This is a genomic window from Pediococcus cellicola, from assembly GCF_001438655.1.
Classification (GTDB): Bacteria; Bacillota; Bacilli; order Lactobacillales; family Lactobacillaceae; genus Pediococcus; species Pediococcus cellicola.
This window is the reverse complement of the sequence record NZ_JQBR01000001.1, coordinates 287,297-301,063: the sequence shown is the minus strand read 5'-3', so window position 1 is coordinate 301,063 and position 13,767 is coordinate 287,297. Positions and strand designations below refer to the sequence as shown.

The window sequence follows — 13,767 nt, the reverse complement described above, 5'->3', positions numbered from 1 at the left end:
CCGTGGAAAATGTACGTGAAGTTCTACAAGAACTTATGAGTAAGCGTAAATTAGATTCAAAGTTTCAAACGCTGATGTCTGCCGTGTATACGGATCCAGATGTGCTTCAGTTTTGTGAACAACATAAAGCAGAATTATCATCTGACAGTGTTGCACGCTCAGCCTCTAAACTTTATGAATATGTTCAAGAAAGAAATAAGTATCAACGACATGAAGCAACGCTAATGCCTGGTTATGAGCCGATTTTGATTGTGAACAATCATCTAATTGAGGTTTCTTATCGGCCAAGTGCGCAGCTTCTTGCTAATCAAAAGCAGCAAGCACTAGATGCACGCGTGAGATCTGTCAATATGCCTAAGATGATCCGTCGAGCACGCTTTGAAGATTTCTTTCCAGATGAGAATCGGAAAAGCGCATTGAATGCGGCTTTAGACTTTGTCCAAGCCTATGAAAAAAATCCGCATAAATTCCGCAAAGGTCTTTATTTGTCTGGGAGTTTTGGCGTGGGAAAAACTTATTTGTTAGGTGCAATTGCAAATGAATTAGCGACACAAGATTTAGCTTCAACATTAGTACATTTTCCAAGCTTTGCTGTGGAAATGAAAACAGCGATCGGGGAAAATACACTAGCTGAAAAACTAGATGCCATCAAAAAGGCACCTCTTTTGATGCTTGACGATATTGGTGCTGATGCCATGTCCAGTTGGGTACGAGATGAAGTTTTAGGGGTGATTTTGGAGTATCGTATGCAAAATGAATTACCCACATTTTTCAGTTCTAATTTCTCGATGGCACAGTTAGAAAATGAACATTTACAGATGAATCAGCGTGGTGAATTGGAACCTTTAAAAGCAAAACGCTTGATGGAAAGAATTCGCTTTTTAGCTACTGAGATTACGATGGTTGGCGTCAACAGACGTCAGAATTCTAACTAAATTCCCAGTAGAAAATGTGCTGAAAGTTATTGACATTTTTTTTGAGTGTGGTTTAATTAGTCATGAAATCAAAGAGAAGACAAGATCATTGTTGAATCATTTAGGGAATGGCGGTTATAACTGAAAGCTGCCTATGAGTGCCAATGATTACCACTTCTCTGAGCCTGGTGGAAATACCAGGACGGATTGTTCCCGTTATCGAACCCAATGAGATGCAGACATTAGTCTGTAATTTTGGGTGGAACCGCGTTAATAACGTCCCGAGTATACAATCGTATACTCGGGATTTTTTTATTAAAAAATTAGAAAGAAGCGAAGGATATGGCAAAGATTGAGATAACTTTAGCAAATGGTGCAAAAAAAGAATTAGATTCCGGTGCAAGTGTATTGGATGTTGCAAAAGAAATCAGTACAAGTTTGGCTAAAAAGGCCGTTGCCGGCCAGCTAGATGGCAAGTTAGTCGCTTTAGACTACAAAATTTTAAATTCTGCAAAACTTGAAATTGTGACCAAAGATTCTGAAGAAGGCCTCCAAGTTATCTGGAACACGGCCGCTGTTGTGTTACAGGCAGCGATCAAAGAAATTTATCCAGATATCCATTTTGGAATGAAGGGCAATGTGGAACACGGTTTTTACTGTGATACAGACAATGGTAGTGAACAAATTAGTGTTGATGCATTGCCAGCTATTTCAGATAAGATGGCTGAGTTAGTTAATGCTAAATTACCAATTGCTTCTGCGCAACTTAGTGAAGCCGAGGCACTTAAGGTTGTAGACGGCGATCCGTACCAGGCTAAATTAGTTTCTCGCTTGGCTCAAGATGGAAAAGTTAGCGTGTATCAGGTTAACGGCAGTACTGTTTTGAGTAGTGGCGTTGTTCTATCAAATACACATGACGTCAAAGTCTTTAAGTTATTATCCGTTGCGGGAGCCTATTGGGAAGGTAAATCAAGCAATCCAATGCTTCAACGTGTGTACGGAACGGCTTTTTACAAGCAAAAAGAGTTGGATGCTGAATTAGCACGTCAAAAAGAGGCTCATGATCGCGATCACCGAGTAATTGGTAATAATTTGGATTTGTTCTTTGTTGACCCTAAAGTTGGCGCAGGACTTCCATACTGGATGCCAAATGGTGCGACAATTCGGCGCACCATTGAGCGTTACATTATTGACAAAGAAGTGGCTAATGGGTATCAGCATGTTTATACACCTGTATTGATGAATTTGGATGCTTATAAGACTTCTGGTCATTGGGAGCATTATCGTGAGGATATGTTCCCTCCAATGGACATGGGAGACGGCGAAATGTTGGAATTGCGTCCAATGAATTGCCCTTCACATATTCAAGTTTATAAACATCACATTCGTTCATATCGGGAGTTACCAATTCGCATTGCTGAATTAGGGATGATGCATCGTTATGAAAAATCAGGTGCTTTATCCGGTCTGCAACGGGTACGAGAGATGACTTTGAATGATGGTCATACTTTTGTGGCACCAGATCAAATTCAAGATGAATTCAAAAAAATTCTCAGTTTAATGGTTGAAGTTTATGATGATTTTGACATTACTGATTATACTTTCCGCCTAAGTTATCGTGATCCTAAGAATACTAAAAAGTATTTTGACGATGATGAGATGTGGAACAAATCACAAACTATGTTAAAAGCTGCTATGGATGATCTTGGTTTAGATTATGTTGAGGCAGAAGGCGAAGCTGCTTTCTACGGACCAAAGTTAGATGTTCAAACAAAAACTGCTTTGGGTAATGAAGAAACACTTTCGACAATTCAGTTAGACTTCATGCTACCAGAACGATTTGACTTGCATTACGTTGGAGCAGATGGTCAAGATCATCGTCCTGTCATGATTCATCGTGGATTAGTATCCACAATGGAACGGTTCACAGCTTACTTGACTGAAATTTATAAGGGAGCTTTCCCAACTTGGTTGGCACCAAAACAAGTGACAATTATCCCTGTTAACCAAAAAGCGCATGGTGCGTATGCCGAAAAACTGCGCGCAAAAATGGCTGCTAAACAAATTCGCGTTAATGTAGATAATCGTAACGAAAAGATGGGTTACAAGATTCGTGAAGCTCAGACACAAAAGGTTCCTTACGTCTTAGTTGTGGGAGATCAGGAATTGGAAGCAGGTTCAGTTAGTGTTCGGAAGTATGGTCAAAAGGATTCTGAGAGTGAAAACAATAATATGTTTATTGATAGTTTGCTAGCAGAAATTCAAAATTATAGTCGTACTGGAGACAATGCCAAAAACGATAACCTTATCAAGTAAACAATTCTTGACAGAGAAGCATGGAATCTGGTATTCTGTATAAGTTAAGAAATTAAGCAGAGGCACCCGCTTCTCGCCTTAGTAATTTAGATTGCTGGGCTAAAACGATGAAAAGACTATGAATGGTCTTAATGGCGGGGTGTGTATGCACCTCGTTTTTTTCTGCCTTTTTCTTAAAATAATTTGGAGGTGAATTGCCATAGCTAGTGATATGATGGTCAATAACGGTATTCGTGCACATGAGGTACGATTAATTGGTGATGATGGCACACAATTGGGTGTGAAGTCGAAACGAGATGCTTTAGAGTTAGCGGATCAAGCTGGTCTTGATTTGGTATTGGTTTCCCCGAAAGCTAAGCCGCCGGTTGCCAAGATCATGGATTATGGAAAGTATCGTTTTGAGCAACAAAAGAAACAACGTGAAGCTCGTAAACGACAAAAGACAGTCAGCATTAAAGAAGTTCGTCTAAGTCCGACGATTGATACCAATGACTTTAACACCAAGCTTAAGAACGCTAAGAAATTTTTAGCCAAGGGCGATAAAGTTCGAGTTTCAATTCGATTTAAGGGGCGTGCAATTACCCATAAGGATATTGGTCGCGATGTATTGAATCGCATGGCTAAAGAAGCATCTGATGTGGCTACGATTGAACAGTATCCTAAGATGGATGGACGAAGTATGTTTTTGATGTTGGCACCAATTTCAGAAAAGTAAAAGTAGGAGGAACATATTATGCCAAAAATGAAGACAAACCGCGCTGCTGCAAAGCGCTTCAAACGAACTGGTAAGGGTGGTTTCAAAAGCGGCAATGCTTATACAAGTCACCGTTTTCACGGAAAGACGAAGAAACAACGTCGTCAATTACGTGGATTAAGCATGATGGATCATACGAACGTTAAACGTTATCGTAAGATGTTATCTACAATCAGCAAATAGTTTAATTTAAAAGAATAAAATGCTGGGTAACCAGTTCTAGGAGGAATTATTATGCCACGAGTAAAAGGTGGAACAGTCACACATCGTCGTCGTAAACGTATTTTAAAGCTTGCTAAGGGCTATCGCGGACCAAAACATACTAACTTTAAGGTTGCTAAAGACCAAGTTATGAAATCTGGTTTATATGCATTCCGTGATCGTCGTAATCGTAAAGGCGATTTCCGCAAAATCTGGATTGCAAGAATCAATGCTGCAGCTCGTTTGAATGATATGAGTTACAGTCAATTAATGCATGGCTTGAAGGTAGCTAACGTTGATATGAACCGTAAGATGCTTGCTGATCTTGCTGTCAATGATGCGGCCGCATTCACAACATTAGTTGAAACAGCCAAAAAAGCGTTGGCTTAATAAAAAATCCTCGGATTAGCAGTTATTTCTAGAAATGCTGTTTAATCATCGGGGATTTTTTTGCTTATAAGTGATAAGAAAAGTTACTTATTAGGAGCTTCTTGAGTGATCACGATTTTTCCTGGCATATGATGTGCGTCCAAAAGCTTTTGGCCTTGAATCACGCCATCTAAAGTAAAGGGATAAGTGCGTGCGATGGGAACTTTAAGCTGATTATGTTTAACAAGTTCGGTTAAATAAACTAACGCTTTGCGATTTTGGTGAAAAGCAGCATCATTAAAATCAGTGAGCTGTTGCTGATTTGATACAGCTTTAAAAGTTGGCGAAAAGCCGTTTAGAGAGACCAACTGACCGTCTGGTTTTAGCCACCGATTGTTACCCAGCTTATTATCAAACGTAGCCGGAGTGGCATTAATGAGTACGTCGACTGGGGCATCATCCAAAAAGTTTCGCTTTGTGAGCTGCTCTGTTGGAATAAATAAATCGACACCTAAATTTTTGACAAACTTTGCATGTTTTGATGAAGCCGTTGCGGCGACGAATAAACCGGTAGCTCGAGCAATCTGAACCAGGAAAGCGCCTACTGCTCCAGATGCCCCCAAGACTAAGATTGAGGTCACGTGTTCCAGATTAAGTGCGCCTTTCAAAATATCGTAGGCAGTAATACCAGCATTGGGAATGCCAGCGGCTTCTGTAAACGAAAGATTGTGGGGTTTCAAAACAAGTTTGAGGTGGGGAACGGATACCTGCTGAGCATAGCCACCAGAGATAACGCGGCCAATTACTTCATCACCGATGTGAAATTCAGAAACGTCAGCGGCTTTATCGATCACGGTACCAGAAATGTCACTCCCTGGAATGATTGGAAAAAAGGGCGGTTGCTTCATCTTAACTTCACCTTGGCGCATTTTACGATCAAAGGGGTTCATGGCAAATGCGTGTGTTTGCACAATGACGCGGCCTTTTTTAGGCGTGAGATTTTCACTTGTGAGCTCTTCAAAAACGTCGGCACTACCAAATTGATTAAAACCAAATGCTTTCATGCTGGGGAGCCTCCTTTTAATTAATTAAGCTTGTGCTTTATCTTAACGCATCTTGGCAAATTTATTTAAACATATGACCTAGTTTGAACCTGATTTATTTTTTCTAGTGTCTATAAATGCAAAAATAGACAAAATCAACTATAATGGTTGGATAGTGTGTTTTAAGGAGAGTAGTATGATTGAGAAGTTTAAACCAACTTGGTGTTTGGACAAAATTTACAGTTTGACACCAGAGGAGTTAAAAAGAGCCAAAATTAAAGCGGTTTTAACAGATTTGGATAATACGTTGATTGCTTGGGACAATCCTGATGGGACGCAAGAATTGTGGACGTGGATTAAACGTATGGAAAATGCAGGAATTCCTGTTGTGGTTGTCTCTAATAATAGTCATTCGCGTGTCAAACGAGCTTTAAAAAGCATTCAGTTGCCATTTGTTTCCAGAGCACTGAAACCTTTAAACTACGGTATTTCTAGGGCGCTACGGCAACTAGGTCTTGATGCTGATGAAGTTGTCATGGTAGGCGACCAATTACTGACAGATGTCCTGGCTGCAAATATGGCCGGAACACGCAGTATTTTAGTGAAACCTTTATTGAACTCGGATGCATGGAACACAAAAATAAATCGCTTTTTTGAATACTTTATTCAAAAAAGATTAACCAAAAAATATCCAGAGATGAACAACTGGCAGGAGGAAATTAAGTAAATGGATCAAACTGAAGAAGAAGTTTACTGTATCGGTTGTGGTGCAAAAATACAGACTACGGATAAAGACCAGTTAGGCTACACACCCAAAAGTGCTTTAGAAAAGGGACTTGAAAAAGGGGAAGTCTATTGTCAACGTTGTTTTCGGCTTAGACATTACAATGAAATTGCGCCTGTATCGCTAACGGATGATGACTTTTTAGCCTTATTAAGTCAAATTCGAGATGACGATGCGTTGATCGTATATGTAGTGGACATGTTTGATTTTAATGGTAGTATGATTCCGGGAATTCACCGCTTTGTAGGTGATAATCCTATTTTGCTAGTGGGTAACAAAGAAGACGTTTTTCCAAAATCTTTAAAACGATCTAAAATGAAAGAATGGCTGAAACAACAGGCTAAATTACAAGGAATCCGACCTATCGATGTCTTGCTCACAAGTGCCAAGAGCCTTGATGAAATTGAAGATCTTTTGAATACAATTGAAAAGTATCGTAAACACCGTAACGCCTATGTGGTCGGTGTGACAAATGTTGGAAAATCCACGCTGATTAATCAAATTATTCGTTTGAATAACGGGACCAAAGATTTAATTACCACGTCACGTTTTCCTGGCACAACGCTTGATAAAATTGATATTCCTTTTGAAGATGGCAAAATGTTGATTGACACTCCAGGAATTGTTCACGAAGATCAAATGGCACATGTTTTAGATGGTAAAGACTTAAAATTTGTGTCGCCGCAAAAAACAATTAAGCCCAAAACTTTTCAGTTAGACGACCAACAGACTTTATTTTTTGGTGGTTTGGGAAGATTTGATTATTTAAGTGGTCACGGTGCAATTAGCACGTATTTTGAAAACAATCTTATGATTCACCGAACCAAATTAGACAATGCAGACCATTTTTATACAAAACATCTTGGTGAACTGCTTACGCCTCCTAATCAAGAGGGCCTAAAAAAGTTACCAGCATTACAACGGCATGAATTTCATCTAGATGCTAAAAGTGATGTGGTCATTGAAGGATTAGGTTGGTTAACAGTACCAGCACATTCGACAATTGTAATTTGGGCGCCAAAGGGAATTGCCGCAGTTGTTCGAAAACCTTTAGTTTAAAACGAAAGAGGACATTATGAATTTAAGAGGTAAACAAAAAAGATTTTTAAGAAGTAAGGCACAGCGTTTTCGTTCTAAGTTTTCTGTGGGTAAAAACGGATTGACAAGGGCCTGGGTTGATCAGTTGGATGGTGCCTTGAATAATTACGAACTCATTAAAATCAACTTACAACAAAATACTGACGTGACGCCCGAAGAAGTAAAAGCCTATATTGAAAAAAACACTACAATTCAAGTTGTCCAAATTATTGGCCATGTTTTAGTGCTTTTTAAAGAATCTGATATTGAAGCTAAACGAAATATTTCGTTACAGGTTAAAGCAATTTAAGTTAATCAGCGGAGTGTGAGAATTTTGAGCGCAACAAGAACAATTCAACAAACAAAAGTGGCTGTTGAAAGTGAATTAGTTAGTGAGATTAAGCGAAAACGAATTGGCTTACTTGGGGGAACATTCAATCCACCACATTTAGGTCACTTAATTATGGCTGAACAGGTTTGCACACAATTAGGACTAGATCGGGTAGATTTTATGCCGGATTATATACCACCGCATGTGGATACTAAAGAGGCAATTGAGGCTAAACACCGAGTAGCAATGGTAAAGGCGGCAATTGCTTCCAATCCGAATTTTGGTATCGAATTGGCCGAAATAAAACGGCAAGGTAAAAGTTACAGTTACGATACTCTGGTTGCTTTAAAACGCGCCCATCCTGAAAATCAGTACTACTTTATTATTGGAGCTGACATGGTGGCTTATTTGCCCAAATGGTATCGAATTGCTGATTTAGTTAAGATTGTCCAATTTGTCGGGGTGAAACGACCTGGGGTGAAGATTCACAGTGAGTATCCCATTTTATGGGTAGATACCCCCACAATTGATTTAAGTTCAACTCTAATTCGAAATAAAATTGCCAAACACCACTCTATTCGCTATCTTGTTCCCGACCAAGTTTTAGCGTACATCAAGGAGCATAAATTATATGGAAAAAAATGAAATTACTGAATATCAAGAAAATTTGATCCCATATACAAGAGATGAATTAATAAAAAAAGTTCATGAAAAATTAGATGATAAGAGGTTTCAACACTGTTTACGTGTGGAGCAACAAGCATTTCAATTAGCTAAGCAAAATCAAGTCAATACTGAGAAAGCAGCTATCGCTGGATTACTTCATGATTATGCAAAGCAGCGGTCTGACCATGATTTTATCAAGGTAATTAATGATAAACAGATGGATCCCGAACTACTCGATTATGGCAATGCGATTTGGCATGGTGTCGTCGGAGCAGAATTTATCAAAGATGAACTTCATATTTTTGATGAGGAAATTTTAAATGCAGTACGGCGCCATACGGTTGGAGCACCATATATGACAAGATTAGATCAAATTATTTATATGGCCGATTACATTGAGCCTGGTCGAGATTTCCCCGGCGTTGAAAAAGCGAGAGAACTTACGAATCAGAGCTTAAAGAAGGGTGTATTCTTTCAAACACAGCAAACTTTAAAATATTTAGTTGAGAACGGCCGCCCGATTTATCCGGGGACCATTGCAACATATAATGCCTGGCAGAACATACAATAGGAGGAAATTCATTGACAGAAAGTAAAACAATTTTAGAAACAACCGTTAAAGCGGCTGATGGGAAACGCGCTGAGAAAATTGTGGCTCTGGACATGGAAAAGGTTAGTTTATTGGCTGATTATTTCGTGATTATGAGCGCAGATTCAAGTCGTCAAGTTGATGCCATTGCGGATGCTATCATTGAAGCTAATGAAAAAGATAAAACAGAAATTCGTCATGTGGAAGGCCAACGTGCTGCACAGTGGGTACTTATTGATTTGGGTGATGTTGTGGTTAACGTGTTCCAGACGGATCAACGTAAATTCTATAATTTAGAGAAGTTATGGTCTCAAGCAGATCCAGTCGATATCCATCAGTGGGTTGAGGCATGATTTATCAGACCTTTGCAAAACTTTATGATGAATTAATGGATCCAACCATGTACGATCAGTGGCTGGATTTTGTTTCGCAACGTCAATCTGACAAAAGCGCCAATTGGTTGGATTTAGCTTGTGGGAGTGGTCGACTGGCTGTTAAACTTATCCAACAAGGTTATCAAGTTTCTGGTTTCGACCTTTCAGAAGAAATGCTAGCTTTGGCAGATGAGCATGCTCAGGAAGCAAACGTCACATTACCACTAATTCAGGGCAACATGCTGGATTTAGAAGAATTAAGTCAATATGATGTGATTTCGTGTTTTGCAGATTCTTTGTGTTATTTACCAGACGAAAAAGCATTAGCACAATGTTTGAAGCAAGTTTATGATCATTTACAACCAGGAGGCAAGTTTTTATTTGACGTTATTTCACCTTATCAAACGGACGAGGTATATCCTGGTTATATGTATAATTATGTGGATGAACAGCAGGCTTTTTTGTGGTCGTCTTATGCCACTGAGATTCCTCATGGTGTCGAACATGAACTTACTTTCTTTATTAAAAATAGTCAAAATGAACAATTTCATAAGATTAGCGAAATTCATCATGAACGGACCTATGAGTTACAAGTTTATTTAGATTTATTGCAAACGGTTGGTTTTCAAAAGATTGTCACTTCAAGTGATTTTGGGAGAGGGACAATTGGAGAAAAAAGCACGAGATGGTTTTTTGAGTGTTTAAAGTAGGTGAGGAGTAAATGCATGTTTGTAGTGTGATTGCAGAATTTAACCCTTTTCATAACGGGCATGAATACCTTTTAACACAAGCCAAAAAAGTAACACATGCCGATGTATTGGTTGTTTTGATGAGTGGTAATTTTTTGCAAAGAGGCGAACCAGCAATTGTTGATAAGTGGCAGCGCACAAAAGAAGCATTAAATGGGCAGGCTGATTTGGTTATCGAATTACCAATTTACGTGTCTATGCAAGCTGCACACCTATTTGCTCAAGGCGCAGTTCAAATGGCTAGCCAAATCCATAGTGATTATTTAGTATTTGGCAGTGAACATCCGAATCTTGATTTTAATGTTTTAGCTGCGGAAGCTAAAAAAATCAGTTTGAACACAAGTACGTATTCACAAAGCTTTGCGGGACAATTATTTTCGGCACTTTATGAAAAAACGGAAATCAATTTGCATACAGCAAATGATATTTTGGCCTTTAATTATTTTTATGCCAACCAAAGTCTGACTAAGCCAATGGCCCTCATGCCAATAAAAAGACACGAGGCTGATCACGCAGATGCGACGTTTAAAGGGATGCATTTTGCGAGCAGTTCGGCCATTCGAAAAGCTAGGTTGGCGCATAATGATGTGTTTACACACTTTGTCCCCAAACAAACTGCAATTGATTTAATGGGACAGCTTGTGAGCTGGAATGATTTGTGGCCGTACTTGAAATATCGGTTATTGACAGCCTCATTAGCAGAGCTAAGAACTATTTACGGATGCTCAGAAGGAATTGAGTATCGGCTTAAAACGGTAGCTCCCAAATCAACCAGTTTTGAAGTTTTTTTGCAAAGCCTCAAAACAAAAAGGTATACTTATACGCACCTTCAACGCCTCTGTTTGGCAATTGCTTTGAATTTAAAAAAGGACCAAATGCGTGGTCAAGTTCCCGTTTATCGAGTCCTTGGTTTTAATCGAAAAGGGCAAACATACTTACACAAATTAAAGGAGTTTGATATCCCTGTACTGAGTAAGATTGGTCAAAAAGAAAACGCAGTAGGGTATCAAAGTACTTATCAAGCTGATCAAATTTACGGACTTTTGACGCAAAAAGAGCAAAATATTGGACGGAAACCAATTATTTCGTTATAACTGTCAAGGAATTTCCATTGACAAAGAATTTGTGCACAGGTATAATTACATTCGTTGCATTAGGAGGTTTTTGAATGAATTGGTCATTTTCTGATCTTATGAAACACAAGGAACCCCTCCATTTTAATGAATCTCTTGATTTAAAGAAGGATTTAGTTAATCGAGTGTCCGAAATTTTGGACGTTTCATTAATTAAAGTTGATGGGTATGCAATTAAAGATCGGAATGCAGTATTAGTTTCCGCACATGTTACTGGGAAAATTGTAGTACCGTCATCGCGATCGCTTCAGCCTGTTGATTTAGGGTTGGATTTCGCGATCAACGAGTATTATGTTGCTGAAGGGACCAATTTGGATCGCTTTGAATCAACGGAGACGGTGTTGCCGGTTCAAGATGATCAAATTGATTTTTCCAAGGCAGTTGCGGATAATGTAATTTTGCAAATTCCGATGCAAATCTTTTCACCTGATGAAGAAAGTGGCAAGGTCCCGATGCCTTCTGGCAAAGATTGGGAAGTCGTTTCCGAACAGGATGAACAAGAAGTGCAAACTAAACAAGTTGATCCACGTCTTGCTAAATTAAAGGATCTGTTTAAATCAGAAGACTCTGATTTAAAATGAATTTATCTGAGTGAGACATAAAATTTAACGGGAAACCGTAATTCTCTTAAAGGAGGTGCTATTGATGGCCGTACCAGCAAGAAAAACATCAAAATCACGCAAACGTAATCGTCGTGGACATATTAAATTACAAACTCCAGGTTTGGCACCATGTCCAAATTGTGGTGAATTACGTGTTTCACATCGTGTTTGCCCAAGTTGTGGATATTATGATGGCAAACAAGTATTAGATGTCAAAAGTAAATAATTCGTTATTTAACGAAAAGTAGGAAAAAGCCATGGTTTTTCCTGCTTTTTTGTTTGGTATAAAAATTAAAATGTAAAAACTTTAATTTTGAGAGCGTTTTTGTTACGATTAGTAGGAATTAAAAATTAGGAGGCAACAACATGGATAAACCACAAATTGGGGTAGTTGGCATGGCTGTTATGGGTAAAAACTTGGCCCTTAACATTGAGAGCCGTGGCTACACAGTTGCAATCTATAATCGAACTGGATCAAAGACTGAAAAAGTGGTTTCTGATCACCCTGATAAACATTTAGTACCAAGCTATACAATTGAAGATTTTGTTAATTCACTGGAAAAACCTCGTCGCATTATGATGATGGTTAAGGCTGGAAAGCCAACCGATGCGGTAATTGCTGAATTACTTCCTCATTTGGATAAAGGTGACGTTTTAATTGACGGTGGGAACACTTTCTTTGAAGACACCATGCGTCGAAATGCAGAATTAGACAATTCAGGTATCAACTTTATTGGTACTGGTGTTTCGGGTGGTGAGCTTGGTGCACTTGAAGGTCCTTCAATGATGCCAGGTGGCCAAAAAGAGGCCTATGACTTGGTAGCACCTATTTTTGAAAAAATGGCTGCTAAGGCTGAAGATGGCGCTCCTTGTGTCACATATATTGGACCAAACGGAGCTGGCCATTATGTGAAGATGATTCATAACGGGATTGAATATGGTGATGAAGAATTAATCGATGAAAGTTACAACTTATTACGAAACATGTTGGGCTTAACGGTTGATGAAATTGCTGATATTTTCTCAGAATGGAATAAAGGCGAACTCGATAGTTATTTAATCGACATTACCGCTGACATTTTAACTCGTAAGGATGATCTTGGTTCTGATAAACCCATTGTAGATTTGATTATGGACAAGGGTGGTAATAAAGGAACTGGTAAATGGAGTTCACAAAATGCGCTTGCATTAGGTGTACCACAATCTCTAATTACTGAATCTGTTTATGCACGTTATATCTCAGTTATGAAAGAGGAACGTGTGGCGGCAAGCAAAGTTTTGCCAAAGCCTGAAGGAAAAGTTGAGTTTGACAAGGATGAAGTCATTGAAAAAATCCGTCAAGCACTCTATTTCAGTAAGATTATGAGTTATGCGCAAGGCTTTGAGCAGATGAAGGTAGCTTCTAAGCATTATGACTGGAATTTACAGTTCGGTGAGATTGCCAAAATCTGGCGTGCTGGTTGCATTATCCGTGCTCGTTTCTTGCAGAATATTACTGATGCATACAACAAAGATCCTGAGCTAGATAATTTGTTATTAGATGACTACTTTAAGGATATTGCCAAACGCTATCAGGAAGCTATCCGCGATATTGTCGGGTTAGCTGTTAAAGCTGGAGTTCCGGTTCCTGGATTTAGTTCCGCAATTGCTTACTACGATTCTTATCGTTCTGCTGTTTTACCTGCTAATTTGTTACAGGCCCAACGAGATTACTTTGGTGCTCACACATATGAACGAGTAGACCGTGAAGGCATTTATCATTACCCATGGTATAAAGAACAATAAACCCATTTTATAAATAAAAGTCTAAATCTACGATGACGCTTTAAACTAGTAGGTTTAGGCTTTTTTCTTATAAGTAAGTG

Annotated in this window: 17 protein-coding genes and 1 other annotated feature; of the genes, 16 read left to right on the top strand and 1 reads right to left on the bottom strand. The window is 38.9% G+C overall.

Features of this window, described 5'->3' with window-relative positions; translation table 11 throughout:
• The first annotated feature begins 2 nt into the window (after nucleotides 1–2).
• From dnaI to rplT, 5 genes are all read left to right on the top strand, one after another.
• Nucleotides 3–935 carry a primosomal protein DnaI gene (gene dnaI, locus IV80_RS01470; RefSeq protein ID WP_057748438.1) on the top strand — a complete coding sequence of 311 codons (933 nt, stop codon included), beginning with the start codon at nucleotides 3–5 and terminating at the stop codon, nucleotides 933–935.
• Between the two features lie 321 nt (nucleotides 936–1,256).
• A complete protein-coding gene (gene thrS, locus IV80_RS01465) occupies nucleotides 1,257–3,230 on the top strand; it encodes a threonine--tRNA ligase (RefSeq protein ID WP_057748435.1) in 1,974 nt (657 codons plus the stop codon).
• A 48-nt stretch (nucleotides 3,231–3,278) separates the two neighbouring features.
• Nucleotides 3,279–3,398: a sequence feature (ribosomal protein L20 leader region), on the top strand.
• Between the two features lie 46 nt (nucleotides 3,399–3,444).
• A complete protein-coding gene (gene infC, locus IV80_RS01460) occupies nucleotides 3,445–3,945 on the top strand; it encodes a translation initiation factor IF-3 (RefSeq protein WP_057748656.1) in 501 nt (166 codons plus the stop codon).
• An 18-nt stretch (nucleotides 3,946–3,963) separates the two neighbouring features.
• Entirely contained in the window at nucleotides 3,964–4,167 is a 204-nt protein-coding gene (gene rpmI / locus IV80_RS01455) for a 50S ribosomal protein L35 (protein WP_057748432.1), read from the top strand.
• 51 nt (nucleotides 4,168–4,218) lie between these two features.
• A complete protein-coding gene (rplT, locus tag IV80_RS01450) occupies nucleotides 4,219–4,575 on the top strand; it encodes a 50S ribosomal protein L20 (RefSeq protein ID WP_057748429.1) in 357 nt (118 codons plus the stop codon).
• A gap of 83 nt (nucleotides 4,576–4,658) precedes the next feature.
• On the opposite strand, the gene IV80_RS01445 is transcribed toward rplT, so the two are convergent.
• Entirely contained in the window at nucleotides 4,659–5,618 is a 960-nt protein-coding gene (locus IV80_RS01445) for an NADP-dependent oxidoreductase (RefSeq protein WP_057748426.1), read from the bottom strand.
• 175 nt (nucleotides 5,619–5,793) lie between these two features.
• Here IV80_RS01445 and IV80_RS10165 point away from each other — a divergent pair, with 175 nt between their 5' ends.
• From IV80_RS10165 to gndA, 11 genes are all read left to right on the top strand, one after another.
• A complete protein-coding gene (locus tag IV80_RS10165; RefSeq protein WP_057748423.1) occupies nucleotides 5,794–6,324 on the top strand; it encodes a YqeG family HAD IIIA-type phosphatase in 531 nt (176 codons plus the stop codon).
• Nucleotides 6,325–7,440 carry a ribosome biogenesis GTPase YqeH gene (gene yqeH, locus IV80_RS01435; RefSeq protein WP_057748420.1) on the top strand — a complete coding sequence of 372 codons (1,116 nt, stop codon included), beginning with the start codon at nucleotides 6,325–6,327 and terminating at the stop codon, nucleotides 7,438–7,440. It abuts the gene before it with no gap.
• 16 nt (nucleotides 7,441–7,456) lie between these two features.
• A complete protein-coding gene (locus IV80_RS01430) occupies nucleotides 7,457–7,768 on the top strand; it encodes a YhbY family RNA-binding protein (protein ID WP_057748417.1) in 312 nt (103 codons plus the stop codon).
• A gap of 21 nt (nucleotides 7,769–7,789) precedes the next feature.
• Nucleotides 7,790–8,434: a nicotinate-nucleotide adenylyltransferase gene (locus IV80_RS01425; protein ID WP_057748654.1), complete on the top strand. Its 645-nt coding sequence runs from the start codon at nucleotides 7,790–7,792 to the stop codon at nucleotides 8,432–8,434.
• Nucleotides 8,421–9,026, top strand: a complete 606-nt coding sequence (gene yqeK, locus IV80_RS01420) for a bis(5'-nucleosyl)-tetraphosphatase (symmetrical) YqeK (protein ID WP_057748415.1) — start codon at nucleotides 8,421–8,423, stop codon at nucleotides 9,024–9,026. The genes IV80_RS01425 and yqeK overlap by 14 nt, the downstream gene beginning before the upstream one ends.
• Nucleotides 9,027–9,037: 11 nt before the next feature.
• The gene (gene rsfS / locus IV80_RS01415) at nucleotides 9,038–9,397 is read left to right on the top strand and encodes a ribosome silencing factor (protein WP_057748413.1); all 360 of its coding nucleotides are present in this window, start codon (nucleotides 9,038–9,040) and stop codon (nucleotides 9,395–9,397) included.
• A complete protein-coding gene (locus IV80_RS01410) occupies nucleotides 9,394–10,128 on the top strand; it encodes a class I SAM-dependent DNA methyltransferase (RefSeq protein ID WP_057748410.1) in 735 nt (244 codons plus the stop codon). The genes rsfS and IV80_RS01410 overlap by 4 nt, the downstream gene beginning before the upstream one ends.
• An 11-nt stretch (nucleotides 10,129–10,139) precedes the next feature.
• Nucleotides 10,140–11,261, top strand: a complete 1,122-nt coding sequence (locus IV80_RS01405; RefSeq protein ID WP_057748407.1) for a nucleotidyltransferase — start codon at nucleotides 10,140–10,142, stop codon at nucleotides 11,259–11,261.
• Between the two features lie 74 nt (nucleotides 11,262–11,335).
• Nucleotides 11,336–11,881, top strand: a complete 546-nt coding sequence (locus tag IV80_RS01400; RefSeq protein ID WP_057748403.1) for a YceD family protein — start codon at nucleotides 11,336–11,338, stop codon at nucleotides 11,879–11,881.
• 64 nt (nucleotides 11,882–11,945) lie between these two features.
• Entirely contained in the window at nucleotides 11,946–12,128 is a 183-nt protein-coding gene (gene rpmF, locus IV80_RS01395) for a 50S ribosomal protein L32 (protein ID WP_057748399.1), read from the top strand.
• A gap of 140 nt (nucleotides 12,129–12,268) precedes the next feature.
• A complete protein-coding gene (gndA, locus tag IV80_RS01390; RefSeq protein WP_057748390.1) occupies nucleotides 12,269–13,687 on the top strand; it encodes an NADP-dependent phosphogluconate dehydrogenase in 1,419 nt (472 codons plus the stop codon).
• Nucleotides 13,688–13,767: the final 80 nt, after the last annotated feature.